Origin of the sequence: Paenibacillus sp. GCM10027628 (assembly GCF_042676385.1) — a bacterium.
Classification (GTDB): Bacteria; Bacillota; Bacilli; order Paenibacillales; family NBRC-103111; genus Paenibacillus_E.
Map to the genome: position 1 here is coordinate 74249 of NZ_JBHTHA010000014.1, position 26202 is coordinate 100450.

25 protein-coding genes and 2 pseudogenes are annotated in these 26202 nt (G+C 43.8%); 16 read left to right on the top strand and 11 right to left on the bottom strand.

Annotation, left to right across the window (positions count from 1 at the left end):
- The first annotated feature begins 9 nt into the window (after positions 1 to 9).
- Positions 10 to 387 (top strand): hypothetical protein, encoded by a 378-nt coding sequence (locus tag ACFQZT_RS14285; protein ID WP_379300905.1) that lies wholly within the window; start codon positions 10 to 12, stop codon positions 385 to 387.
- Here the strand turns inward: ACFQZT_RS14285 and ACFQZT_RS14290 are convergent.
- Entirely contained in the window at positions 364 to 873 is a 510-nt protein-coding gene (locus tag ACFQZT_RS14290; protein ID WP_379300907.1) for a hypothetical protein, read from the bottom strand. The two genes, ACFQZT_RS14285 and ACFQZT_RS14290, sit on opposite strands and share 24 nt — an antisense overlap.
- Positions 839 to 1345, bottom strand: a complete 507-nt coding sequence (locus ACFQZT_RS14295) for a hypothetical protein (protein WP_379300909.1) — start codon at positions 1343 to 1345, stop codon at positions 839 to 841. Before ACFQZT_RS14295 ends, ACFQZT_RS14290 begins: the two co-directional genes overlap by 35 nt.
- Before the next feature lie 226 nt (positions 1346 to 1571).
- Between ACFQZT_RS14295 and ACFQZT_RS14300 the strand changes: the two are divergent.
- A pseudogene (locus tag ACFQZT_RS14300) lies at positions 1572 to 2321 on the top strand (aldo/keto reductase).
- 73 nt (positions 2322 to 2394) lie between these two features.
- Positions 2395 to 3366 carry an aldo/keto reductase gene (locus ACFQZT_RS14305; protein ID WP_379300911.1) on the top strand — a complete coding sequence of 324 codons (972 nt, stop codon included), beginning with the start codon at positions 2395 to 2397 and terminating at the stop codon, positions 3364 to 3366.
- 159 nt (positions 3367 to 3525) lie between these two features.
- On the opposite strand, the gene ACFQZT_RS14310 is transcribed toward ACFQZT_RS14305, so the two are convergent.
- The 3 genes from ACFQZT_RS14310 to ACFQZT_RS14320 all read right to left on the bottom strand — a co-directional run bounded on the left by ACFQZT_RS14310 (position 3526) and on the right by ACFQZT_RS14320 (position 3996).
- Positions 3526 to 3639 carry a YjcZ family sporulation protein gene (locus ACFQZT_RS14310; RefSeq protein WP_379300913.1) on the bottom strand — a complete coding sequence of 38 codons (114 nt, stop codon included), beginning with the start codon at positions 3637 to 3639 and terminating at the stop codon, positions 3526 to 3528.
- Positions 3640 to 3711: 72 nt separating this feature from the next.
- The gene (locus ACFQZT_RS14315) at positions 3712 to 3801 is read right to left on the bottom strand and encodes a YjcZ family sporulation protein (RefSeq protein WP_379300915.1); all 90 of its coding nucleotides are present in this window, start codon (positions 3799 to 3801) and stop codon (positions 3712 to 3714) included.
- A gap of 81 nt (positions 3802 to 3882) precedes the next feature.
- A complete protein-coding gene (locus tag ACFQZT_RS14320) occupies positions 3883 to 3996 on the bottom strand; it encodes a YjcZ family sporulation protein (RefSeq protein ID WP_379300917.1) in 114 nt (37 codons plus the stop codon).
- Between the two features lie 237 nt (positions 3997 to 4233).
- On the opposite strand from ACFQZT_RS14320, the pseudogene ACFQZT_RS14325 reads away from it, so the two are divergent.
- The 9 genes and pseudogenes from ACFQZT_RS14325 to ACFQZT_RS14365 form a co-directional block, all read left to right on the top strand.
- Positions 4234 to 4353, top strand: a pseudogene (locus tag ACFQZT_RS14325) (NAD(P)H-dependent oxidoreductase); the annotation flags it as partial.
- 328 nt (positions 4354 to 4681) lie between these two features.
- Positions 4682 to 6049 carry a DJ-1/PfpI family protein gene (locus ACFQZT_RS14330; protein WP_379300919.1) on the top strand — a complete coding sequence of 456 codons (1368 nt, stop codon included), beginning with the start codon at positions 4682 to 4684 and terminating at the stop codon, positions 6047 to 6049.
- A gap of 17 nt (positions 6050 to 6066) precedes the next feature.
- Positions 6067 to 7326: an MFS transporter gene (locus ACFQZT_RS14335; protein ID WP_379300921.1), complete on the top strand. Its 1260-nt coding sequence runs from the start codon at positions 6067 to 6069 to the stop codon at positions 7324 to 7326.
- 163 nt (positions 7327 to 7489) lie between these two features.
- A complete protein-coding gene (locus tag ACFQZT_RS14340; protein WP_379300923.1) occupies positions 7490 to 8386 on the top strand; it encodes a DUF4362 domain-containing protein in 897 nt (298 codons plus the stop codon).
- Between the two features lie 58 nt (positions 8387 to 8444).
- Complete coding sequence (locus tag ACFQZT_RS14345; RefSeq protein ID WP_379300925.1) at positions 8445 to 10952, top strand: sensor histidine kinase; 2508 nt, start codon at positions 8445 to 8447, stop codon at positions 10950 to 10952.
- The gene (locus tag ACFQZT_RS14350; protein WP_379300927.1) at positions 10933 to 11580 is read left to right on the top strand and encodes a response regulator; all 648 of its coding nucleotides are present in this window, start codon (positions 10933 to 10935) and stop codon (positions 11578 to 11580) included. Before ACFQZT_RS14345 ends, ACFQZT_RS14350 begins: the two co-directional genes overlap by 20 nt.
- Before the next feature lie 194 nt (positions 11581 to 11774).
- On the top strand, positions 11775 to 12458 hold the full coding sequence (locus tag ACFQZT_RS14355) for an ABC transporter ATP-binding protein (RefSeq protein ID WP_379300929.1): 684 nt from the start codon (positions 11775 to 11777) through the stop codon (positions 12456 to 12458).
- A complete protein-coding gene (locus ACFQZT_RS14360; protein ID WP_379300931.1) occupies positions 12455 to 14938 on the top strand; it encodes an FtsX-like permease family protein in 2484 nt (827 codons plus the stop codon). Before ACFQZT_RS14355 ends, ACFQZT_RS14360 begins: the two co-directional genes overlap by 4 nt.
- Entirely contained in the window at positions 14931 to 15743 is an 813-nt protein-coding gene (locus ACFQZT_RS14365) for a hypothetical protein (protein ID WP_379300933.1), read from the top strand. The genes ACFQZT_RS14360 and ACFQZT_RS14365 overlap by 8 nt, the downstream gene beginning before the upstream one ends.
- Before the next feature lie 287 nt (positions 15744 to 16030).
- On the opposite strand, the gene ACFQZT_RS14370 is transcribed toward ACFQZT_RS14365, so the two are convergent.
- Complete coding sequence (locus ACFQZT_RS14370; protein ID WP_379301061.1) at positions 16031 to 16711, bottom strand: L,D-transpeptidase family protein; 681 nt, start codon at positions 16709 to 16711, stop codon at positions 16031 to 16033.
- 171 nt (positions 16712 to 16882) lie between these two features.
- On the opposite strand from ACFQZT_RS14370, the gene ACFQZT_RS14375 reads away from it, so the two are divergent.
- Both ACFQZT_RS14375 and ACFQZT_RS14380 read left to right on the top strand, forming a co-directional pair.
- Positions 16883 to 19210, top strand: coding sequence for a xanthine dehydrogenase family protein molybdopterin-binding subunit (locus ACFQZT_RS14375; RefSeq protein WP_379300935.1), 2328 nt, complete (start codon positions 16883 to 16885; stop codon positions 19208 to 19210).
- A 51-nt stretch (positions 19211 to 19261) separates the two neighbouring features.
- Positions 19262 to 19726 (top strand): (2Fe-2S)-binding protein, encoded by a 465-nt coding sequence (locus ACFQZT_RS14380; protein WP_379300937.1) that lies wholly within the window; start codon positions 19262 to 19264, stop codon positions 19724 to 19726.
- A gap of 20 nt (positions 19727 to 19746) precedes the next feature.
- Here ACFQZT_RS14380 and ACFQZT_RS14385 read toward each other — a convergent pair whose 3' ends face one another.
- The 4 genes from ACFQZT_RS14385 to ACFQZT_RS14400 form a co-directional block, all read right to left on the bottom strand.
- Complete coding sequence (locus tag ACFQZT_RS14385) at positions 19747 to 20778, bottom strand: FUSC family protein (RefSeq protein WP_379300939.1); 1032 nt, start codon at positions 20776 to 20778, stop codon at positions 19747 to 19749.
- Between the two features lie 455 nt (positions 20779 to 21233).
- Positions 21234 to 22040, bottom strand: coding sequence for a DUF2935 domain-containing protein (locus ACFQZT_RS14390; RefSeq protein WP_379300941.1), 807 nt, complete (start codon positions 22038 to 22040; stop codon positions 21234 to 21236).
- A gap of 102 nt (positions 22041 to 22142) precedes the next feature.
- Positions 22143 to 22655 (bottom strand): CBO0543 family protein, encoded by a 513-nt coding sequence (locus tag ACFQZT_RS14395; protein ID WP_379300943.1) that lies wholly within the window; start codon positions 22653 to 22655, stop codon positions 22143 to 22145.
- A gap of 113 nt (positions 22656 to 22768) precedes the next feature.
- A complete protein-coding gene (locus ACFQZT_RS14400; RefSeq protein WP_379300944.1) occupies positions 22769 to 23320 on the bottom strand; it encodes a helix-turn-helix domain-containing protein in 552 nt (183 codons plus the stop codon).
- Positions 23321 to 23674: 354 nt separating this feature from the next.
- On the opposite strand from ACFQZT_RS14400, the gene ACFQZT_RS14405 reads away from it, so the two are divergent.
- The gene (locus ACFQZT_RS14405; protein WP_379300946.1) at positions 23675 to 24328 is read left to right on the top strand and encodes an alpha/beta hydrolase; all 654 of its coding nucleotides are present in this window, start codon (positions 23675 to 23677) and stop codon (positions 24326 to 24328) included.
- A gap of 14 nt (positions 24329 to 24342) precedes the next feature.
- The gene (locus tag ACFQZT_RS14410; RefSeq protein ID WP_379300948.1) at positions 24343 to 25113 is read left to right on the top strand and encodes a DODA-type extradiol aromatic ring-opening family dioxygenase; all 771 of its coding nucleotides are present in this window, start codon (positions 24343 to 24345) and stop codon (positions 25111 to 25113) included.
- Positions 25114 to 25234: 121 nt separating this feature from the next.
- Here ACFQZT_RS14410 and ACFQZT_RS14415 read toward each other — a convergent pair whose 3' ends face one another.
- Positions 25235 to 26137 carry an aldo/keto reductase gene (locus tag ACFQZT_RS14415; protein ID WP_379300950.1) on the bottom strand — a complete coding sequence of 301 codons (903 nt, stop codon included), beginning with the start codon at positions 26135 to 26137 and terminating at the stop codon, positions 25235 to 25237.
- Positions 26138 to 26202 lie beyond the last annotated feature (65 nt).

Genomic DNA, 26202 nt, shown 5'->3' on the forward strand with positions numbered 1-26202 from the left:
GGTGGGAAAGTGATAACTGCATTAATTGGAAGTGTTACTTTTTTGGCAGTTGCTATTTTGTACATATTGTTAGCTATGGGTTTACCTTACGGAGATTTTGCAATGGGCGGTAAGTATAAAGTAATGCCAAAACAAATGAGAGTTGCATGTGCAATTTCGGTATTAATTCAATTGATGGCAATCATGTTTATACTACAAGCAGGGAATGTAATCTCGATAGATGCTTTAAAAACGATTGCAAAAGGAATATGTTACTTTTTTGCATTTTATTTATTTGTAAATACCATGATGAATGCTTTGTCTAAAAGTAAAAAGGAAAAGCTTGTTATGACACCATTATCTTTTCTCACTGCGATTTGTTTCTTAATTACTGCGATAAATGGTTAGCAATTTCGCTTTCATAAACCGATACAAGAGTAAGTTGAGCACGAAAACGAGTATGTATGTTGGAAACGAGTATGGCAGACTCCATCCTTTATATGTAAATACATAAAACTTGATCGAGCAACCTTCCAACGCCGTTGTCACAAGAGAACACACCACAATTAAGAACGCAGCCTGTAACTTGCGCGGCTTCCAAATGTCATAAATATAAATAAAGAAATACGCGATCGGCGGGTACATAAACAAATACAACAGCAAATCGAACACTTCGTATTGCGGCCAATCGTTAAAATCGTATAAATCCAGCGGAGGTACTCCGATAAAGAAATCGGCCGACTCCGTCAATAAGATATTGAATAGCCAAATCAGAAGCATTTCGATAAAAGACATCCGTTTCGGCAGCAGCAATACCAGAGCCAATAATAAGGTGCCGGCAATCAGAATAAACCATTCGTTAGCGTTGAAATTTTTGGGCAAATAGAGAATCACTGAGCCAACCTTCCTTTTGCATTCGTTTCCTGAACCAAGTCCCGAAAGCATAAATCATGAGTATTTGAAAAAAGAAATAGATAAAAGAAGTGCTTAATTCCCACTTCACAAAGCGGATCATACCGTAGTGCTCATATAGTTGGAGCGCCTCGGCAAGAAGAAGAGCGGATATGGCGATCCAGCCGACAGCCGAAAGCAAGCTCACTCGACAAGCAACAAGCATTGAAGAGACGAATGCCATAAAAACGGAGTAATTTAAGTAATCTGTTGTCGAAGTTGTTATGAAATCCAGCCATCGCCCGGATCTTTGCACCCATTCTAAATTCATCACAATAATATTGAAAGTAATCTTGTGCAAAGTAATGGCAACGAGCCACTGCCCCAGCTTTTCTATCGGATGAAGGCGACGGTAACGAATGAACAACCAGGTGAGTGGGATGCCAACAACAAACGTTCCGATCATGAGATACATGCTTTCACCCTTCACAGCCCTTTTAAGAAAAGTATAATATTACCTTTCCCTCTTCCCCGTATATTAAACAGGATTTACCTTAGTCCAATGAGAATTGGTGTGGACATATGTAACCTCAAGGTAACCAACTTAAAGAGAAGTGCGTACTTTACAGCTTTCTTGTCGGTATACTAAGATCTACTTAGATTATGGAACTGTCACGAACGAAACTGGAGGTGCGATAGTGATGAACTATAGGAAATTTGGAAAATTGGACTTGCAAGTTTCGGAAGTAGGATTCGGTGCTTGGGCTATTGGCGGTGATGCATGGGGACCGGTTGAAGCGGATACTTCCATTAGAGCAATGGAGAAAGCGCTTGATCTTGGAGTTAATTTTATTGATACGGCAGATTTTATGGCACTTTTGCCATCTCTGGTGGGATAAATATGAGGAAACGGAAGCATTCATCCGTGCATTTGAAATTTTAAAGCATGATGGGAAAGTAAGAGCAGTCGGCGTATCCACTGAGAATTTTGAATATATCAAGCATTCAACCGTGAGGGAGGACTCGATGCCGTCCAATTGGACTACAGTATTCTCAATCGTTCTACGGAGAAAGAAGTGCTACCTTATCTAAAAGAGAATGGAATTGCTGTTGTCGTTCGAGGGCCGCTTCGTATGGGATTATTAACAGGAAAGTTTAACCCGGAAACAACGTTCCTGGAAGGTGATATTCGTAAAAATTGGCCAACAGAACCATGGTTCAAGGACAGCTTGGAAAAAGTGGAACATTTGCGTAAGTTAGAAAAAGAGAGTCAAACCATGGGACAAGGGGCTCTTCGTTTTGTATTATCCCACCCTGCCGTTTCAGTAGCTATACCAGGTGCAAAAACACCTCAACAAGTTACAGAAAATGTGGAAGCCTCCGTAAGGCCGCTGCTTTCCAATGCGGAGCTTGAAGTAATTGATCGGTATTCTCCCGCTTTACTTAAGTGAAGTATAAAAGTACTTATAACGGGTGCAGGCGGAAATCTGGGGGAATGTAATGTGAAATTAAGGAGTGATTATCATGAACTATAGAACACTAGGTAAAACAGGGCTGAAAATTTCCGAAATTGGTTACGGAGCTTGGGGGATTGGAAAAACAGGTTGGATCGGCGCATCCGATGAAGAGTCACTCAAAGCGCTTCATAGATCCATTGATCTGGGATTGAATTTTATTGATACTGCATTAGGGTATGGGGATGGACATAGTGAGAAATTAATCGGGCAGGTTGTTAGGGAACGATCGGAATCGATATACATCGCATCGAAAATTCCTCCGAAAAACATGCAATGGCCGGCACAGACGGGTGTATCTGTAGAGGAGACATTCCCTGCTGATCATGTCATAGCTAGTACGGAGCAAAGTCTTCGAAATCTTGGATTGGAATCGATCGATGTACAGCAATTTCATGTCTGGTCCGATGAATGGATAGGGCAGGGTGATTGGCTTGAAGCAGTTTCCAAATTAAAGCAGCAAGGAAAAATCCGTTATTTTGGCGTCTCAATTAATGACTATGAACCCGAGAATGCGATCAAGTTAATCGAAACGGGTGTCGTTGACACTGTTCAGGTCATTTATAACATATTCGAACAAAGCCCTGAGGATCGGCTTCTGCCCGTCTGCCAAGAACACAATGTGGGTGTCATTGTTAGGGTTGCACTTGATGAAGGAGGATTGACGGGAATAATTACGCCGGAGACTCAATTTGAGGAAAGTGACTTCCGCAACAATTATTTCCGTGGGGATCGTAAAAAAGAGGTTTTTGAGAGAGTGGAACAAATAACTTCTGATCTTGGTATCCAATTAGATCAAATGCCTGAAACTGCACTGCGGTATGTATTGAGTCATCCTGCAGTTTCCACGGTCATTCCTGGAATGCGTTCGGTTCGGAATGTGGAGAGAAACTGCCATACAGGAGATGGGCTAGGCCTCTCACATGATATGGTTGAAAAGTTGAAGGCACATCGGTGGGTTCGTAATTTTTATAAAGCATAAACGGAAACCAACGACCGGAAGGGCCGAACCTGCTCATGCAAATGTTTGAATGGTGCAATAGTCAGTTGCTCTGACATCTAAAAATCCTTAAAGAAGAGCCTATGTTCAAATAGACATAAGCTCTTTTAACAATTTTACTATAATAACTTGCTATGCAAATTACCAAACAAATGTCATGGTAATAATCACCAGTAAAATAAAGAGAACCAAAACTGCTGCTGAGCTTGTAAAACCGCCATATCCTGCTCCAGTTGTTCCTACTGCAACTCCCATAATCATACACCTCTTTTCATTAATAGTGATTTTGAAAAATGGGTTGATGAAAGGGCTAAATGCACTTTGTTTTTACAAACTGAATGTCGTTAAAACGATAACCAACAAGATGAAAAGAACAAGAACTATTGCAGTCGAAGTAGTAAATCCTCCGTAACCCATATTGATTACCTCCTCTTGGAAATTGAGTTTCGAAACAATATACAATACGAAACTATTAACACTAATGCTTGGACGAAATAATCAGATACTTTTACCTAATTCAATCCATAACCATAGAATAAAAATAAGCAAGATAAATAGAACTAAAATAACGCCAATAGGAGCAAAATCATAGGCAGAGTCATAACCGTCCAAATCAATACCTCCTGAGATTATCGCTTAAATACCTAACGTATTATATGTCGTGAAGCACAATGTGCTTGTTCATCTGATGGGATTATTAAAAAATTCCCCAATATGTTTGTCTAATACGTTTACTCCAAGTGAATAATGCTTTCATAGTTAGTGTAAATTATTGGAGAAAAATTCATGTGGAGGTTGTGTAAACAAGAACATATTTTGTGGGCAGATGTGATTACACTTATATATCCAAAAACTGTAACCTCAAAGAAAGGCTTAATCATTAATACACACGGTACCCCGAAGGAAATTTATGATTCAATAGGGATGACGGAATCATTAAAGAAAACCTCGGATACAGGAATTTTTGATTAGATGATGATACAAGAAAAGGTATGTTATCAGAGGTTAAAGAAGAAATTAATACGCTATTCTAAGTAAAAGCCCATGACTGCACCCAAGGTCATGGGCTTTCGTTATCATCTAGTAGGAGCAAAGCGAAGAGACGGATTGATTTGGCTTATCATAGTAGATCGTTTGTATGGGAAAACCCGCCGCCAAAGGCGTTTTTTTTGTGAATTTTGCGGGGGCACGCATTTTTTTTGCGCGTTTGAGGTTCGTATTCAGGTGTATGATCGAAACATTAATCAATACGGTACTGGGGTATTGTAGAAAAAATTACAAGGAGGAAAAAAAGGAAATGAAAAAGTTATTCCTACGTTTAGCTGTTTATGTATTGATTTTCGTTGTGTTTGTGGGGGGGATCGGGTTCTATGGTTTTAATCGTCATCAAAAAGATTTTTACTTAAACGTCCGCCATGAGCCGGTTCCTACACTACAAGGAGTGAATATACCTCAATACAATCCCAATAAACCTACAGTAGCAGTCGTATTAGCGGATTCAATGATACCGACGGAAGATTTTGATTTTCTTATTCCTTACACACTGTTGTCGATGACAGATGCTTATAATGTATACGCCGTTGCACCGGACAAAAACGTGAAGTCCTTATCAGGCGGACTAGATGTAATACCACATTACTCTTATAAAGAACTGGATGACCTATTGAATAAAAGCCCTGATATTATTGTGGTCCCTTATATGCCTATAGTAAATGAACAGAAATATCAACCAACTCGCGAATGGATTCAAAAACATTCCAGCAATAAATCCACTACTTTCTTAAGTATTTGTGGTGGGGCACTCAATCTTGCCGATACAGGGTTATTAAAAGGGAAATCAGCCACTTCACACTGGCAATGGATACCTATATTTTTGAAGCAATATCCTGATACACATTGGAAAGAGGATGTGCGTTATGTTCACGAAGGAAATACCTTAACTTCAGCCGGTCAAAGCGCAGGTATAGATGCAGTGCTTCACCTGATATCTCAGCAACTAGGAGAACCCATGGCTGCAAAAATATCTAAGGAAATTAGTTATCCTTCTTACCAATTCGTTCAAAATCCAAAGGTAGACAACCCTTTTCACATGGATATCAAATTTGCAACCTATTGGCTAAATCTTGGATTCCATTGGAGTAAGAAACAGATGGGGGTACTTCTGTATAACAACATGGATGAAATATCTCTATCTTCTATATTTGATTCTTATGGAGACACAGGAACGACAAGAGTCTTGACCGTTTCCAGTTCGGATGCACCAATTTCTACAAAACATCATCTTCATATACTGGCCAGGTATCAAATATCGAATGCTCCAAAGTTGGATAAAATGATCATCCCAGGTGGCGACGCAAAATCACTAGCCGCAGCAGAGATAAGACTTTGGAACGAAAAGGGAAAAGCGAAAGAGACCCTCCTTATTCATAGTGATTCACCTAACAGATATGCATTCGAAGCGCCATTGGAAGACCTAGCTAAACAAGAAGACCTTATAACTGCCAAGCATGCTGTAAAACGATTTGAATATCGTGCAGAAGGTATCCATCTTGCAGGCAAACCGCTGCCACTTGGAACATACAGCAATATGCTGTTAACCGGTTTACTGGCTTTGTTGGCAGCTTTCTATATAGACAGACGATTCATTAACAAATCCATTCGATAAGAAAGGTGTAGTTGTCCATGTCACATGCAGAAGCTTCATCCGTTCCAGACAAACACTCGTTTTTTTCAAATCGCTTCATTCGTTCCATTCTGCTCTCCGCCGTGTTTCTACAGCTCGGCATCTGGGTTCGTAATTTTGCGATCCTGCTCTTTGTAACGGAACAGACGGATAAAGATCCAATCGCCATTTCGCTCATATCCGTCGCCGAATTCGCGCCGATTTTCATCTTTTCCTTCGTCGGGGGCGCGTTCGCAGACCGTTGGAAGCCCAAACGCACCATGGTGTGGTGCGATCTTCTGAGCGCAGCTTCCGTGTTCATAGTCTTGCTTGCCCTGATTTACGGCGGATGGCAAGCCATCTTTTTCGCGACGCTGGTTTCGTCGATTCTATCTCAGTTCTCGCAGCCGGCCGGCTTGAAGCTGTTCAAGCTCCACGTACCGGAATCCCAGATACAGATGGGAATGTCGATGTATCAGACCATTCAGGCCGTATTCATGATTCTGGGTCCGATGCTGGGCACTCTCGTGTTTTTCCGCTTCGGCATCGAGACGGCAGTCTTTATGATAGGCATTTGCTTTCTGATCTCTGCTGCAGTTCTAACAACCCTGCCGCAAGATCGGAACACTCAGCCAGCTCAGCCGGCTGGACTTGTGCAGGATATCAAATCAGGTTTGCATTATGTAATTGCGAACAAAGTTTTTCTTTATATGGGCAGCTTCTTTCTGGCTGCGGGTCTGGCCCTCGGTTTGATTAATCCGCTCGGCATCTTTGTGGTAACCGAACACCTGGGCTTAACGGCAGAGCATTTACAGTGGTTTACGGCAATAAATGGAATCGGCATGATTCTCGGTGGTATGCTTGTTATGGGGCTATCCAAGCGCATGCCGCCCCGAGCCATGCTACTGGTGGGATTCATCTTCAACAGCGTGTCGGTGGCTGTCATCGGCTCGACCAACTCAAGTGGGCTTGCGCTAGTAGCACAATTCTGTTCCGGACTCATGGTGCCATTCATACATATCGCCTGTCAGACCTTGATCATGAGTCATGCGGAGGAAGCCTTCGTTGGTAGGGTCAGCGGGATTCTGAACCCGCTCTTTATAGGGGGAATGGTTCTTAACATGAGCATCGTAGGCATGCTGAAAACGAGCCTTCCGTTGACCGTTCTCTATTGGATTGCAGCAGGCTTGTTCCTGATAGGAGCGGTCGGCGTCCTGCCGCTGCTGCGGCATAAAGCATCCGCCCGTAACGCTGCCTCAGCAGCAGGTTTCCATCATTGAATATAGATAACGCTGCTTGTTATATCTAATATCAAATAACCAAAAGTGAAGGTTTCCACGCCTTCGCTTTTTTTTATATAAAATGGATTAAGGGTATATTACATGGAACAAAATGTAAGTTCGACTCGTCAATATTTGTATGATTGAAAAGGGAGGCTATAGAATGCTCAAAAAGTTAATGATATTTGCCTTTGCAGTGAGTCTCATATCAGGCTGTCAAAATATACAAACCTTAGGTTCACCAAAAGGGAAAGAAATAAAAAATAATGCTGATGTCGTTGATATTCATGGAAATGTTTCCAACCTATACAAAATGGATGATTTTGTGAAAAGTGTGAATGCGAAAGAAAATGCTTCTATTCGTATTTCTCATTACACGATTGAAGGCGACCCAATTTATCATAATATCAAGTTCAAAGGTGGGAAATTCGAGATTCAATACGATACTACACAAGATAATTTTGGACCAAAAAATGTAACAACATATACCTGTGAAAAGCTTGATAAAACTGAAACAAATACTGAACTGAAATATAGCCTAAATGGTTGTTCAACCGATTCAAAAAGCGTTGATGTCTTATACATTTCTTATGACGTGTCACAGCAAGATTTATTCCAATTTCAATTAAAATATGGTGATAATCAAGCTAATGAAATTAATACCATAGATATGAAATTGGTGAAAGACCTGAAAAATGGTCAAATGCTAGGCGTAAGCGATTTTCAACTCAATAAAGAAGAACAACAACAGATTTATAAAAAAATGGTGTTATCCAACTTTTTAAGTGAAAAGAAATTTGCGGTATGTAAGAATAAGCCAAGTTACTATCTAAAAGTTAAAATTAATGGTGCCGTTCGTGAATACAATTGGTCAGATTGCTTTAATGGCGATGATAACAAAATAATGACTGATTTAGCGAAAACAATTATTGAGGTTGTAAATGCAAATCAATCTTATGCAACGCCAAATAGGACAATAATAACCAACCTTTTTATTAATCAAAATTTGCGGACATCCGCTTTTTTTTTGCGCGCCAAACCTGCTAGCATTCAATTATAATAATCATTGAACAATGAATAATCGACGTCCTTACTAGTATAGGGAGAGAAGTGACAGAATGAATCCAATACTTGGTTTAATTAGAAGTGCACAACAGTTGCTAATGAACATGCCTGATCCGATGTTTATCATCAATTTGGATAATCGAATCATCTGGGTTAATGACGCCTTCAAATGTCGTTTTGACGATAATACTAACCAGTATATGACAGAAGAATTCGCCGGGAAGGAAAGGGAGGGTATTTGCAGCCTAACTTGTAACGATGGCTCACGACTTTCCGCCAAATATGTTTTAGTTCCAATCCAAGACGACGGAGAAGTGATTGCGCATACCGTTCTGTTAAAAGAATGTACGAGTCAAAATACAATCGACAATGATCCCATGCAGCCTGCAGAGAAGTATCGAATTGTTGCCGAGAATACATCGGATACGATTGTTTTGGTAGATAACGAAGCCATTGTTCGCTATGTATCCCCTTCCATTAGGTCCATATTTGGTTACAATGTCGAAGAATACGAAGGTATGGACGCATTCGATGTTCTTCATCCGGAAGATAGGGAGCGTGTGCGTTTTTTACATATGGAGGCTCTACGATCAAAGTTGCCGGTGGATTTGGAATATCGGGTGCTTCATGCGCAGGGCAATACCGTTTACATTGAGGCCAAAGTAAAGCCTGTTCTGGATTGCGAGGATCAAGTGAAATATGTGGTGGCGGTAGCCAGGGATGTGACCGAAAGAAAATTGAGGGAACAATTGTTGGAGAATATATTGGATAATATTAACGCCGGAGTGATGTCAACCGACAAGGATTTTTCCCGTCTGAACTTCTGTTCCGACAGTATCGTGAAGATGTTTGGCATGTCCAAAACAGACATTATGGCAAGTCCCATCATTATGCATAAACACATGCACCCGGACGATGACGCTGCCCTCATGCATGAGGTGAAGCTCCAACTTGATATGGGAATACCCGTCGTTAAAACATTTCGATTGTTCCACGGTGAAGAAACCAAATGGATTAAAATGACGATCCATCCATACTTGGATTATACGGGAGCAGTCGAGCGGCTCGACGCCATTTTGATGGATGTTACCGAAAAGAAGCGTTCCGAGTTGGCACTCGAAGAAAGCGAGCAGAGGTATAAGTCTTTGTTTGAAAACAATTTGGATGGAGTATTTTCTATCGATCTGAGCGGATTTTATTTTGTCAATGCCAATCGATCTTTTGAAACCATAACCGGCATTCAATTTGACAATCTGTACGACCGTTGCTTTATGGGATTAATTATGGATGAGGATCACGAGTTCGTGTATGAAGCTCTATTCCACGTCATCCAACAGAAAGAGTCGAGGGACATTGAATGCCGGATCATGAAGTCCAAACAAGGAGAGAAAATCGTAAGTATTACATTTGTTCCCATTTTTCTTTCCGATGAATTACATGGTATCCATGGTATCGTAAAGGACATTACGGAACGGAAAAGAGAAGAGAGAGAGCTGATTCAAAGCGAAGAACGGTATAAAGCTCTTCAACAGAGTTTGAATCGCTTCTCTAATGACCTCGCAAACGTCATGAAGGTATCGGAACTCGAGAACAGGCTCATAGACGAGGTAAAGGCAGTACTGCATATCACCGATATATCCATTGAAGAAGTGCCTCGGGGACAGGAACACAGTATCATCAGCAGGGGGGGCATCTGGATTAAAATCGGCGAGAAGCAGCAACCGGTCTATTTAAGGATCTCGATGAATATCCCAATGCTTAAGATCGAGGAGGAATGGCTTGAAACGGCCGTTCATTACGTCACTATTCTGTATGATAACCTTCATTTAATTGAAGATTTGATGAGACGCCTTGAGGATATGGTAGCGAAAAATGAAACACCAAAATGGATGTTACGATTGCTGTTTAATTTATCGGAAAAGGAGAGGGCCTCGCTTTCCAGCGATTTGCATGATTCGGTGCTGCAAGATTTGATTATCTGGTATCGTAAGCTTGAATCGCTACGTTCTTCCGCTACATTCGCTAAGGAAACTCTTCTTGAGCTTAAGCAAATCGAAGAGGGGCTTTTGGATGCCATTCATCAGATTCGCATAACTTGCAATGAGCTGCGTCCCCCGTTCCTTCTTAAAATGGGGCTAGTGGAGTCATTAAAGAGTCTTTTCTCGTACACGCGAATGTTTTCCAACTATGAGATTGAATTCTCAGCCGAACAACTGGAGTATACGTTAACGGAGGAACAAATTCTGGGCGTCTATAGGATTGTTCAAGAATTACTCAACAATGCAACAAAACATTCTCAAGCAAATAAAGTAACCATGGCACTGACAAGCGAGAAAGGGAAGATTCGTTTTTCCTATTCGGACGATGGCACAGGAATGGATTTAACCGTTTTTGAAGGTTCATTTCAGAATATGGGCATTGCAGGAATCGAAAAGAGGGTTCTTAGCTTGGAAGGGGATGTGAATTTGAAATCTGCTCCGCAACAAGGGTTTCACGTCACGATTTCACTTCCGATAACTACACAACTTAAAGGTGAGCGCTATGGAAATCTTATTGGTTGACGATCATAGATCCGTTGTAGAAGGAACAAAGATGCTGATCGAATCCGAACCGGATATGAATGTTACGATAGAGACGGATGTTTATTGTGTGCCTGATTTGGTACGCCTGAAGAAGTTCGACGTGATGCTTTTTGATTTATACATGCCGAACACCAACGGAGCCGATCTGACACGCAAAGTGCTTGACTACGTCGCGGATGCCATCATCCTCATTTATTCGGGGTTTGATATCGCCCCTCATTTTAATTTACTGATGGAATCCGGTGTTTCCGGTTTCATAGCCAAAACCTCCACGCGTGAGCAACTGATCCAAGCGATCCGCTGCGCCGCAAGGAAAGAGGCGATTATCCCTATGCGGCTGCTCAAGCAGCTAAGACGTCAAGAAATTGTGGTGCTCGGGGATACGGAAAGCGATAAAACAACAATAACACCAGAAGAAGAGAAGCTGCTTCGGGAACTCGCGAAGGGGAAGAGCAATAAGGAGATATCCACAACACTCATGATCAGCCAGCGTTCCTTGGAGTATAGCTTAACGGAGCTGTTTCAGAAGCTGCATGTGAGCTCACGGGTTGAGGTCATAAAAAAAGCGAAAAGCTTAGGGATACTGCCAACAGAAGACCTATATTAGTCATTTGGAAAGGCCGGTGCATACCGGTCTTTTTTTTGTTTTGTCCACCAATCTTGAGAGCTATTTGCGCGGATACCGCAAATATTTGCGGTCGTATATTCATCGTTTGCGCGTTAGCTGATCTCTTTCTGCATTAGAATAACTTCATATCGATCGACTAAATTATACAAATCAATAGAAAGGATGATAGTTCGATGATCAAGCTTAATAAAGTGTCCAAAGTTTTCGCCTTGGAAGCGGGGAATTACACCGCCCTGAAGGAGAACGATATTCATATCAAAAAAGGAGAATTCATTGCCATCATGGGACCTAGCGGTTCGGGAAAGAGCACGCTGCTGCAACTGATCGGAGGTCTCGACCTTCCTACCTCGGGAGATGTCACCGTCGATGGAGTTCGATTGAACGATCTGGATGAGAAACAAAGGACATTGTTTCGCAGAACGAGAGTAGGCTTCGTGTTCCAAAATTATCAACTGCTTCCCATGATGACCGTGGCGGAGAACGTCGGCCTCTCTTTGTCTGCCAATAAGGCACCGGCGACGGAGATCGCAACGAGGGTCAATCAACTGCTGGAAGACGTCAATCTGGAGGGCAAATCGGCGCACTTCCCGTCACAGCTAAGCGGAGGACAGCAGCAGCGAGTTGCGATTGCAAGAGCCCTTGCGATGAAGCCGGGACTTATTTTAGCGGATGAGCCGACAGGAAATCTGGATCAAACGAACGGAGAGGGAGTTCTGAAGCTTTTGTCGCGTTTGAACAAGGAAGAATGCATTACTGTCGTGATGGTGACGCATGATCGGAAAGCTGCACAAACAGCGGATCGTATCATTATGATCCGTGATGGGGAAGTCGTGCAAGATGGGGGGGACCGGCATTGAATATTTGGCAGATCGCATGGCGTAACTTAATGCGCCGAAAACTTCGAACCCTGCTCACATTTCTATCGATCGTCATTGGCGTAGCCTCTTCGTTTGCGGTGACCGCTTCCGTCGATACCGCCAAGCGAACGTTTCCGCTGTATTTGAAAGCGGCTTTCGGCAAAGCGGATTATCTCATCTCAGGTACGGAAGCCTACATGCCGGAAGATGTTTACAATGACGTCGAAACAATGAACAATACGGCATCTGTCGCCGTGTTGAAGCAAAATACGAAGCTTCATGTAGAAAAAGAAGGGATTTCCGCCATCCAAAAAAGGGTGGAGCTGAGCGGTTACTCGAGACTGGATACGCCGCTTACAAACTTCAGCGTGGTCAAAGGAAGCTTGACGTCCGGCGGTGCCGTCATTACAGACAGATCGGCAATGGCGTGGAACGCCAACGTGGGAGATACGCTTTCCTTCGATACGGATCAGGGGATCAAAAGTATCCAAATATCGGCCATAGTTAAGTACACGGTTGAGCTTATGGGGCCTTCCAGCTGGGGAATGGCGAAGTATCATCATTGGGCGGCAGCCGTGCCACTCTCCGTATTGCAGGAATGGTTCGGGTTGAATGGAAAAATTCAAAATGTTCACATCAAGTCTGTTCATGAATCCGACCGGAATGCGGTAGAGCAGCAAGTGAATGAGCTTGTAAAGCGTTACGGAAACATGTATATGCAGCCTGTTATGGTCGATTTCGGTTCCGTCAGCGAATCGGGAACCTTCTTTCTGGCCCTGTATGTAGCCGGATTTTTGGGCATCGCTCTCAGCGGGTTTATCATTTTCAACAGCTTGTACGTAAGCGTCAAAGAGCGTAAACAGGAATTTGCCGTTCTCAAGACGATCGGGTATTTACCTGAGCAGTTACGGGGGTTTGTCCTTGCCGAAGTATGGTTACTGTCGATCGCGGGAACGGCCGCCGGCTTATTGCTCGGATATGGATTCGGCACACTCTTAACAAAAGCGATCTACATGGTATTCAGCATCTATGACGAAGGTAGTAGCATGCTGCTGATCAAAGGCATTGCGGTTTCCGTATTGGCCGGACTGCTGGTTCCGTTCGCCGCCGCCCTGATTCCGATTCGCCAAGTCGGCAGGACCAGTGTGATTGATGTGCTGAGACCCAAACACTTCGAAAAGACGATCGCTCGCAAGTGGCAGGTTGCCACTGGGGTGCTGCTTATCGTTTCCAGCTTCTTTATCAAGCATTTGCTCCTGATCGTGCCTTTAATGCTTGGAGTGGCGCTTGTCTATCCGTACCTGTTCAGCATGCTCATTGTTCTTTTGCGGCCTTTCTACCGGAAGCTATTCGGATTCAGCGGCCATATGGCTGAAAGCAATTTGAAGCGGAATTTGGGACGCACCTCGATGACCTCAGTAATCCTGTGTTGGGGCATCGCGATGGTCGTTCTGATGAGCTCGATGAATTCGGCATTTATCCAATCTTATGAAAAAACCGTCTATTCCTCTTACGGCGGCAACCTGGATATCCGTTTTCATCATACCGAAAAGACGGATTTGGAGCAGTTGGAGAAAACTCCGGGCGTGGCCGACGCAAGGATGTACTCGCTGTATTCCGCCATCTGGACCTTGAACGGCCAGCAGCGCAAGCTCCCAGTATTCGGCGTTGGAGAGTGGATCGACCGGTTCCCGTTATTTGCGGGTTCGGGCACATCGCGCAGCGAGCTGGTGAGACGGTTGAACCGTGATGAAATCATTTTGGATAGAATCGCCTATGCCGCTTGGGGCGGCAAGATTGGGGAAAGCATCGAGCTTGAGACGCTGCAGGGGAAGCATTCCTTCAAGGTTGTCGCCATTGTGAGCTCAATGAAAAACGGCGGTTACGGCGCTTTCATGAAAGAAGATTCCTTTCAAGAAAGCTTCGGGATCAAATACGCGAAGAACGCTTTGGTGCTTAATGACAACATAACCTCCCCGCTGCAAATGAGAGAAAATATTTTCAGCCGCTTCGGCGAAAGGATCGAGGATATGTTCGGCCCTGAAGATATCGTCTCCATGGTCGGTTCCATGTATGCCGGAACCTTCAATGTCATCAACGGCCTTGTCATTGTATCGATCATCATTTCAGGCATGGGGATTACGAACACGCTGCTTATCAATATTATGGAGCGGATTCGCGAGCTTGGAATGATGAGAGCTGTCGGGGTTACGCGCCGGCAAGTGATCCGGATGATCATGCTGGAAGGCTTCGGCATCGGACTCGCAGCCGCCGTGGTGGGTTGCAGCTTCGGAATCCTATTGATCTATATCACCTCAACATTCCTTGAGATTCGTTCCTTGACTTACCAATTTGGAGTTTCTTGGATCATTGTCCTGTGCATAGGCATGTTCGGCATATTGGTAAGCTTGGTTTCCAGCTTCACGCCGGCATCCAGAGCCGCGAAAACCCGATTAAGCGAGGCGTTGCGATATGAATAAAAGGCCCTTGTTTTTTCTCATGATGATCACGATCCTGCTTTTATCCGCATGTGGAACCAAACCTTCGTGGGAGAACGAAACCGTGACAGCCGCCAGCACGAGAATTTTATCGGATGATGTGCAAGCAGTCTGGACGCTTGATGACGAACAAGCGTCCGGATCCGGCATGAAAAAGCTGATCCGGGTTGAGATCAAGAAAAAGGACGGCGGGCGGATTGAAGATTTTGAGGTCAATCACGAAAAGCTGCTGCACTTGATGGTGATCAGCAAGGATTTATCTTACTTCAACCATATCCATCCCGATTATAAGGGGAATGGTGTGTTCGAGATTTCGAATGACTTTCCTAGCGGTGGCGAATACAGGCTGATAGCCGATTTTAAACCAACGATTGGTGATGCGATGACGAAGATGAAATGGGTTCGTATCGAGGGTGAAAGCGCGAAGTCCATCCCGATCGTCCCGGATACGAGTCTGGTCAAGACCATCGAAGGGAAGCGAGTAGAGCTGGCCATCGATCAACTGGCGGCGGCAAAAGAGTTGACGTTGAAGTTTTCCTTCAAGGATGAGAAAACCGGTCAACCGATTACTGACCTGCAGCCCTATTTAGGGTCAATTGGGCACGTGGTGATATTAACGGAAGACGGAGAACAATATCTGCACGTACATGCGGATGAAGGTCAAGGCACGGGACCGGATGCGATTTTCGAGACATCGTTTCCGAAGAGCGGAACCTATAAAATATGGGGACAGTTTCAAAGAGACAATCAAGTGTTTACGGCATCTTATGTTGTGAAGGTTCCATAATTAAGCTTAATCCCCAAGCATTATATTTTGGGATTTGTCGGTAGTTTATTTCGCTTTTTAATGATTCCGTATTTTTCCTCATTCGTGCACCTATGGAATATGTGAGACAGTTTTTCATGAACAAGGGCAATAACAGCATTATCAAAGCACTACGTAAAGATGCCTTCAATAAAGGTTTGCTAAGCGATTTATTCATATTTCATGCAAAAGAAGGTTCCTCTATGACCAATGGGGGAATCTTTTTCAAATTACTGGAAAATATATGATCGACAGAAAATTCCTGATCTTCACTCTAACAATCCTAACTCCACATAAACCTTTTTCGAGACTACACCGTTCTGCGCTAAACGATGGTCTCTTTGAAATAGTTTTAAGGCAGTAGTAGTATTCGATCTAAACTTTCCATTACATATCCCTTTAAAGTAACCGGCACTCTTCAAACGGGACTGGATCAGCTGCACATCTCCCCCGACATCACCTTCCGCCAAATCCCTTGGTTCATGATTCGGATCCCCCAATACATGCCCGAAAATGGTTACTTTTGTTCCAAGCGGAATCATATCAAATAATTCGATAACATCGCTGTTTCGCATGCGGATGCAACCGTGACTCAGATGCTGCCCGATGGAAAACGGCTTGTTCGTTCCATGAATACCGTAAGTTCCCCAAGGAACATTTAAACCAAGCCAGCGTGGGCCAAAGGAAGTTCCCCAATTTTTCCCTTTGTAAACGACTTGATATTCCCCAACAGGTGTAGGAGTAGATGGATTGCCAACGGCGACGGGATATGATTTCAATTTCTGTCCCTGTGCCCGAACAACAAGTTGGTGCTGGTGCGGGTAAACTTCAATGGAATAAATGCCTTGGTCGGCCACAATTGGCAGCGCTGGATCAGCATAGACAGGGTTGTGACCAATTCCTAGAATCATGCTTAAAATCAGCAAAACAATTGCGGAGTAAAGTTTCATTCGATTCATAAGATGTCACCATAAGAAAGTATTTCAAGATATTCATCTAGGTTGTCCTCACGGCAGGTTTTGATTCCTATAATATGAGCATGATTTTAGATAATACGGACAAAAAGTCTTGTATATATTGTATAGATGAGTCCTGCCAAATTTCGAAAACAGGAGGGGATTATGAACACTGTATCGGTTGGAAAAAGCATCCCCAGAAAGGAAACATGGGAGAAAGTTACAGGCCTCACCCAATATATGGATGATATTTCGAGACCGGGGCTTTTGCATGCCAAAATAGCAGTTAGCCCACATGCTCACGCCAACATCTTATCAATCGATACCTCAGAGGCTTGGAAAATACCGGGTGTGAGAGCAGTGATAACAGGAAAATATGATTCAATTTTGACGGGCTCACCACTGGCAGATCGGCCGCCAATCGCAATTGACAAGGTTAGATATTATGGCGAGCCTATCGCACTTGTTGTTGCGGATCAGGAATATACGGCCGAGTGGGCAGCTCTTCAGATCAAAGTGGAATATGAACTTTTACCAGTCGTCCATTCCCCGAATGAAGCCTTGCAGAAAACTGCTCCGCTCATTCATGAACGTCTTGCCGAGTACAAGCGGCATGAAGAGGTTTACCCGGAGCCGGGAACAAACATCGCTAACCGAACCAAAATACGCAAGGGGAATTTAGAGGAAGGGTGGAAGAAGAGCGATCATATCATCGAGTTGCATGCTGCTTCGCCGCAATCGGATCATGCCGCGATGGAAACGCGGTGCAGTATAGCGGAGATTGGACCAGACGGAAAGGTGATTATCCATTCCGCTTCACAATCCCCTTTTGTCATTCGCAGAGCGATTAGTCAATCGTTTCAAATTCCGCTTCATAAAGTCATCGTTCATACTCCTTTGGTAGGAGGAAGTTTTGGCGGAAAATCCGCAATTCAAATGGAATTTCTTGCTTTTTTAGCTTCCAAAGCCGTCGGAGGAAGAGCTGTGAAATTGATAAATTCCAGGGAACTGGACATGATCTCTTCTCCGGTACATATCGGACTGGAAGCCAGAATCAAACTTGGCTGTACGAATGAAGGAAGAATTGTTGCTGCGGAAATTTTATTTCTATATGACGGCGGCGCCTATTCGGACCGTGGAGTCGTCATGAGCCGCGCGGGAGCCGCCGATTGTACGGGGCCTTATCGAATCGATAACGTTCATTGCGACTCGTTATGTATGTATACCAATCATCCCTATTCAACCTCATATCGAGGATTCGGCCATCCGGAGCAGACGTTCGCCATGGAACGAGCAGTGGAATTATTGGCCAATCAAGTGAAAATGGATCCATTGGAGTTTCGTTTTCTGAATGCCATTGGACCGGGGGATACAACCCCGACGCAAACCTTGCTAGATCGAAGCAACGTAGGTGATTTGCCCATGAGTATCGCGAAACTGAAAACTTTGATCCACTGGGACGACCGTCCCCAAATTGAAACCGATGGTCATCTTATCAAAGCGAAAGGGGTCTGCTGTTTCTGGAAAAATTCAAATACGCCAACAGACGCAGGGGCGGGAGCCGTCGTCGTATTTAATCCGGATGGGAGCGTGAATCTGCTTTGCGGTGCAGTGGAGATAGGTCAAGGCACGAGGACGGCGCTTACTCAAATGTTGGCTGAACGTTTGCGCATGGATGACCGAATGATCCATATTTCTACGGAAATAAATACCGGGAAGGATCCCCAGCATTGGAAAACGGTGGCGAGCCGTAGTGCCTTTCTCGTTGGTAACGCAGTCCTGAAGGCGGCTGATGATGCTATCGAACAACTAAAAACTATAGCTTCAATGGTATTGAAATACTCGCCGGCCGAGTTGGATGTTGGAGTTGGCAGGGTTTTCCTGAAAAGTCATGACGAAGTCGGGGTAGAGATTGTAAAAATCGCCAATGGATATATATTACCAAACGGGGATACGATCGGCGGACAGGTGATCGGGCGGGGGAGTTATGCGATGCGAAATTTAACACCGCTGGATCCAGAAACCGGTAAAGGGAATCCCGGTCCGGAGTGGACGGTAGGCGCCCAGGCGGTTGAAGTTGAATTGAATACAAGAGATTACTCTTATAAAATCGTCAGAGCGGCGACGGTGATTGATGCCGGCAAGGTGATCAATCCGGATTTCGCCCGTAGTCAAATTACAGGCGGGATGAGTATGGGGTTAAGTTTTGCAAGCCGGGAGGCTTTTCTGTTTGATCAACATGGGGTCATCATAAATCCGCAACTGCGAACTTATAAGCTGATTCGGTATGGAGAACAATCGATGTATCTGGTTGATTTTGTCGAGACGCCTCATTTGGAAGCGCCTTTCGGATTACGAGGAATCGGTGAGCATGGCTTAATTGGCATGCCGGCAGCATTGGCAAACAGCTTGTCAAGAGCTGTCAGTATAGGACTTAATAAGCTGCCACTAACGCCGGAATCCATATGGAGGGCAGTCCATGATACCGTTTGATGTGCTTCTCCGGCGGCTGATGGCGTAAACATTCTGGAAAGAAGGTGAAGCATGCCATCTTACGATACCGCGCTAATCGTTAACGGGGAACAGCGAATGACTCGGGTAAGGGCTGCCGATACGCTCTTAGATATTCTTCGAGATCATTTCGGACTGACGGGAAGCAAATCCGGATGCGACAATGGCGATTGCGGCACTTGTACGATCTTAGTAAACGGGCTTCCTATAAAAGCGTGCCTTATGCTTGCCGTGGAAGCTGATGGGCTGCATATCACAACGATCGAAGGCTTGCGAAATTCGCCGGTGCTGGAAGCTTTTGTTCAAAAGCAGGCGTTTCAATGCGGATACTGCACACCTGGTTTTATTGTGAACTGTCATGGCCTGTTGAATGTTCATCCGAACGCGGATGACGAAACGATTCGGGTATGGTTGGAATCCAATATTTGCAGGTGCATGTCCTACGAAGAAATTCATGAAGCGGTCAAGAGCGTCTTTAAGCCGAGAAACCGACCGTAAACTCTTGCAACCTCAGGGTTCTATGAGTCTTTATTGATAGATGTAGGGTCCTGGAAATCTTGAATAACTTGTTCAGCGTCCACATATAAAGCATTAGCGTACTGATAGTTCTCCATATGGGCAGGCACTTTTATTTGCAGGACGGGGGCATTTGGAACAAAACCGTGAATGGCCGGGGCGGCTGAAAGGTTTTTCCATTCCTTTACAAGCTCCGCTAACGTGTTCATATGATCAGCCCAAATCCGCTGATCCTCTTTTGTAAAACTGCCACTTTTGGACCATTTCATAAAGACTCGTATCATATCAGAAAGATTCCCATAGCCTAACCGGAGCTGACTCAGTTGTCGGGACAGTTGGATCAACGTATTGCGTTTTTTTTGCGCGAGTGGATTATAACGCAGACTTTTTTCCGCCGTATCCCATTCGGTCGTCGCTTGATGAAGTTCTTGGAATAAGGATTGCAATTCTGTCTCCATCCTCTGAGCTTCACTCGAGGAGCACCCGTGTTCAACCCATTGGGCAGCGTTAACATAATGATTGGATAAATGGTCCGCGAAATGAATCAACTTTTTTGTTGCTTTGTTAACGGAATCGGGAGGGAAGATCAGCATTTGGATCAGCACCGCTACGATAGCTCCGATAACCGTATCGCGAATGCGATCGAGCGGATAGCTGGGCATCTTGCTTTGAAAGTACATGACCAATAAAATGCTGAGTGCGACTTGGATCATAACAGCATGATCCAAATTCAACCGCGCAACAACGATAGCCCCAACAAGGAGCAATAGCCCGATGCTCCATCCGCTTAAACCGACATAAGGCGCTACAGCCGCAGTGAAAAGAACGCCGGCGATCGTACCCAAAATTCGCTGCCATGCAAATTGCATGGATTTGGTAACCGTTATCTGTATGGTCAAGATGACCGTAAGCGGAGCCAGGTAAGGATGGTTAGATCCGGCCCATTTAGCGAATTGCCATGATAATGATGCAGCTAATGGGATTTTCCATACAACCGCATGATGATTCATAAAAGCCCAGATTTTTCTTTTCACTATGTAGATATCCCCATTTTTTTAGTTGGACAAATTATGATTTTATTTTATGCCATTTTTACTTAATTATTAGTTAAAAAAAACAGAAGGCTACCGTTCAATGATCGGTAGCCTTCTTTATCTGAAATGATTTTTTTCATCATGCCGGGCACGGAATGCTATATGTCAGCCTTACCGAGTGCGGAAAAATACACCGATATTTCCTTGCTCAGTTATTGTAAACCCATTCTGAAGAAGGCATAACACTGCATCTTTTACTGGAGCCCCTATTCTTATAAATCTTCTACACGGATTTGCACTTCCGATGATTCGGAATCTGCCAATGTTAGCAAAATTTCTTTTACTTCTGACGATAATCACTACATCTGGAAATTGGCTCATGATATCAACTCCTTTGTATACAAGGGGATATCATATATTATTCAGTTTTATTTGGTAATTCTTGGACTTCAGATTCAGGGTCTCGGAACTTGATTTCCCGTTAAAGTTGCCTCAAACATATCGATAATGGATAAAAATCTTTCTGCTTCGCGAAACACGTGGTCTGCAAGTAATGGATGTATAATACTCTTGATCCGACAAGCATCAATTAAATCTCGTGCTGTCTTTTTGAAATCCCTTAAGGAAGCAACAGAAACACGATTTTGGTCAAGGAATTGGTCAAGAAGCGGATGTGTCTGTGATTGAGGACGCATTCCACTTAAATCAATGGCTTGAAATAGAAGTTGGTCAAAATCGTGACTGAAATTTCGCGCTTGCTCCACGAGCTGACGTTCAGATGGGTCAAGAAGATGTCCTATGAACTTTGCGTGGTCAGCCATTATCCGTAAAAAGAATACATTTTCATCTATAATCGCATCAGGTAGCGGTTCTAATCTTCCTGTGTTTAATTCTTCCAATCGATTTCTAAAATAATTAGCCTCTCTGCTAGTGTGGTCTACTAATAAAGGGAAATTGTTTGCGCCTGGTAGTTGACAAGTTATAATCAGCCCTAAAACTTTTCTTTTAAAAGCCCAGATGTGTGTAGCTGCTGAATGCACTTCCATGTTAAAACGTCTAATCTGCTCAGGGTCAGTTACCTCAGTAAATGAATGGGATTTACCTTCAATTTGCTCAAAAATACTATAAAATTGATTTGCTTCTTGGATTAATTGGGTATCCTCACATCGGAAACCCAGTTTTAGAAATAAGGAATGTTCTTTCATAATACGCGACCAAAATCGGATCTCATCCAATGAACGCGTAACGAACTCATTTGACAAATTGAATACACCCCCCCATAAATCATTCGATTAACATATGTATAATCTTCGGGAAGGGGGTATATGCCAAATGTCGATAAAATAGGACAACTCAATTAATATTTATTCATAAATTGGCACCTTAAACAAAAACATAAGCAATACGACAATTACAACCGAAATTGGATACGCCCAAAGCGGCTTGTTAAGATGAAGTACCAGCATGGGAAACATTATTGCATCGAATAGAAGTGAGTACCCGAAATTCCATCCGTTTTTATACACGATTCCTCCATTCAATTGCAGTAGCAATTCAACAACACCGTATATTGCAATCCATAGAATGATGTACCCAAGCTGCCGCGTCCATTTTTCGGTGGGGTATCGAGATAAATAGAGCAGGATGCTGAGCGGCATTGTAATAACGGCATAAATAATGACGACAATTTCAACATTAGGCAGTAAGACGTTATGGAACGCCCAAAGTTCGAAATCATCCGTCAAATACTCATACAGAAACCCTGCTGCAGTAATATAGAGCATGGTCGGGTGGTATCGTCGCCAATGCTTCCAATCCGCCCAACGCCAGGCCGCAAATATAGTGAATAATGCGATTGCAAGATGAATGTTAATCACCACCGGATACCCAATAATATTACATGATTAGATCTATCATTCCCCGTCTCTGGACAAATATCAACGTAAAAAACGCATTCTAGATCGGGTTGCCTCATACCGGATTTTTATAATTAAAGTAAATCCAGTCCGCTATCGGTCTCTGTGTAAATGGAAATGAGCACGATTGCCGTGTCCCCGCCTATGTTTCTCACCAAATGGGGCGTGCACGCATTCCAACTGAAGGAATCTCCCTCTCCGAATTCGGCCGCGTCATCACCCTGCTCCGCATAGATCCTCCCTTTAATGACAACGTGGACCTCCTCGCCTTCATGCGCATGAGGAACGTCCCCAGTGGAAGCCCCGGGAGGGAACTCTACGAGCATCATCCTTACATTCTTTCTGGAGCTCAAGTGCTCCACCCTTAACTTTTCGGCACCGCTTGTTGTAATTCTTCGTTCATTCTTCCGGACAATATTCATCCGATCCTCTTTCTTCAAAAGCAAATAAGCCAAAGGCACCTTCAAAGCCAGCGCTATGCTTTCCAGCGTCGATATTGAGGGGGAGGTTTTATTGGTTTCAACCTGACTCATGAAGCCTTGGGACAGGCCGCTTTCTTCGCAAATTTGCGCGATGGTGATATTCTTTCGCTTCCGAATCGCTCGTATAGTGGAGCCGATATCCATTCGATTGCACCTCTCATGAAATATAGGTAATACAAAATATAATTACATATTAGCAATATTTCCATTGACAATCCAGTGTGTTTAAATTAAATTAGTCATATAAAATTTATTTCTCTATAACAAATATATTACGGATTATATTCATTGTTCACGGGATTGCTAAGTTTAAAATGGGACTTAGTCATGTAGACGCATGGTTCATCTCCCTTGGCCCAGATGCCCGGCTTTGAACTGGAACTCGGATTCATGCTAGTTACGTTGTATCTGACTGTTGCCGATAACTCGTCTCTCTCGGTTGACCGCCTATTTTTGAACAAGCGCAATGCTTAACTTACAAGTAAGGGGGATTTTCTTATGAACCCAGTTTTTCAATATAGCATTCATATGCCGGCAAATATGGCCACTGACAAGAGATATCCGGTCGTTTTTACGCTGCATGGCAAAGGCTCCAATGAAAATAATATGTTCGGTTTGGTCGCTCCATTGGCTGATGATTTCATCATTATCGGCATCCGCGGCAACCTGCCATTAGGCGCAGGTTATCAGTATTATGATTTGAAAAGCCTGGGCAATCCAATCCGGGAAATGTTTGATGATGCGGTTAAGCAACTCGCTGCATTCATTCATTATGCGACCGAGAAGTATCCGATCGATCCTGGAAAGCGTTATTTGCTCGGCTTCAGCCAAGGCGCTATCCTGTCCATGACACTTGCGCTTACGATGGGAGATCAATTGAGGGGGATCGTTGCGCTGAACGGGTATGTTCCTGAGTTTGTGAAGACGGAGTATCCGCTGCGCAGCGTGAAGGACTTATCGGTATTTGTTTCACATGGAGAGTTCGATTCCGTATTCCCGGTTCGGATTGGCCATGAGACGGCGGCGTATTTCATGGATCAAACGCCACGACTGGCATTTAAATTATATCCAACCGATCACGCCGTATCCGTAGAGAATCAGCTTGATATTCTGAATTGGCTTAAGCAGGATGCCGATTTGATTACAAACTAGGAGTGAAAAACCGTATGTTGCCTTCCTATTTTTTTTCGCACGGCGCCCCGTCGATCGTGCTTGAGGATAACGAATATACACAACTATTAAAGAGCTTTAAGGATCATACGCCTAAACCGAAAGCGATTGTTCTCTTCTCCGCTCATTGGGAGGAGCCAGTGCAGACGGTCAGCGCTGCTGAAACGTATGAAACTATTTATGATTTTGGCGGCTTTCAAGATGAGCTTTATGAGATGACCTATCCGGCCAAGAGCGATCGCTTGTTGCGCGAGCAGGTGCAATCGCTGTTTGAAAAACATGGCATTCAGAGCGTTCGTAATGAGAGGAGAGGACTCGACCACGGGGCTTGGGCGGTTTTGAAGCTGTTATATCCTGATGCGGATATCCCGGTTATCGCACTGTCTGTTAACCGGTATCTGACCAACGAACAGCAGTATCAAATCGGTAAAGCGTTGTCGGAGTTAAGGGAACAGGATGTTCTCATTATCGGAAGCGGAGGAACAGTCCACAATGTAAGAAGATTGAATTGGCGCTCCGAAGGAATCGATGAGTGGGCGGAACAGTTCGACAGTTGGCTCCAGAATAAGCTCGAGTCATGGGATACGGAATCGTTGTTCCAATATCATGAACTGGCTCCATACGCCAGAGAGGCTGTACCGACGAGCGAACACTTTATTCCGCTGCTTCTTACGATGGGAACCGGTGACTCCAATCGTCAGGCGAAGCTGCTTCACCGCAGCTATCAATATGGCAACCTGAGCTTAAGCTGTTGGCAATTTAATTAAGAAAGACGAATATAAGAGGATGAGATGAGTGCCACCCGAAGTTAAAGCCGTAAAGAGATGACGATAACATCCTTCTTTATCGCGGATACTTAGCATTAAAAATTATTGTGTTGGTAACCCATTACCATAATGTATAACCTGCTTCGATAAGGATTTTATACCATTGTTCTCTGGTCATCTGTGGGCCTTCCACAGATTTTATCGCCCGCTCAATCCGCTCCTTGTTTCTGGTGCCCAGTACGATAGCGGGATTTGACGAATGCTTGAAGATCCATTTGTAAATGACTTCATCGAGATGTTCCAGTTGAAGTTCCTTCCGAATGTTTTCCAGTACGATTTTCATTTTTTCATCAACCTTATTCGTATCCTTGAAAAGTCTTCCTCCCGCTAAAGGCGACCAAATCATCGGCGAAATGCCTTCTTTCAAGCAATGAGTCATGGTGCCATTTTGATAATTTTGGATGCCGAGCGGATTCAACATAAATTGGTGTGTGACAAATTTGATGTCCGTATACTTTTGCAAGGTGTCAAATTCAAGCGGACTATGGTTGGATAGACCAAAAAAGTTGACTTTTCCTTCTTTTTTAAGCTGCTGGAGAGTTTCATTAAGCTCGCCCGGATTGATGAGAACGTCAAACATATGAATTAACATGATATCAATGTAATCGCAATGAAGCTTGTTCAAGGAGTCATTAACCTGTTCTAAGATGTATGATTTATCCGTGTTGAAAAAACGGGTTTTAATATGGGGATTTTTCCCATTCGGGACACAGATTGAGCACTTCGTAACGATTTGTATTTTCTCCCGCAGGGAAGGTTCCATTTGCAAAGCTTCACCAAAAAGCGCTTCGTTTCGATGATCGCCTCCGTAAATATCGGCATGGTCGAAAGTAGTAATTCCCCGTTCAATGCACCATTCAATAAACTCAACTGATTGCCTGACGCTCATATTCCAATCATTCATCCTCATGCATCCGATGACCAACTTGGAAATGGAAAGCTGATCGTTTAGTTGAATTTTCATCAACTGTCACCCACCTTGTATTGAGTATGTAACAAATACACCCGTTTTCATTGTACAACCTCACT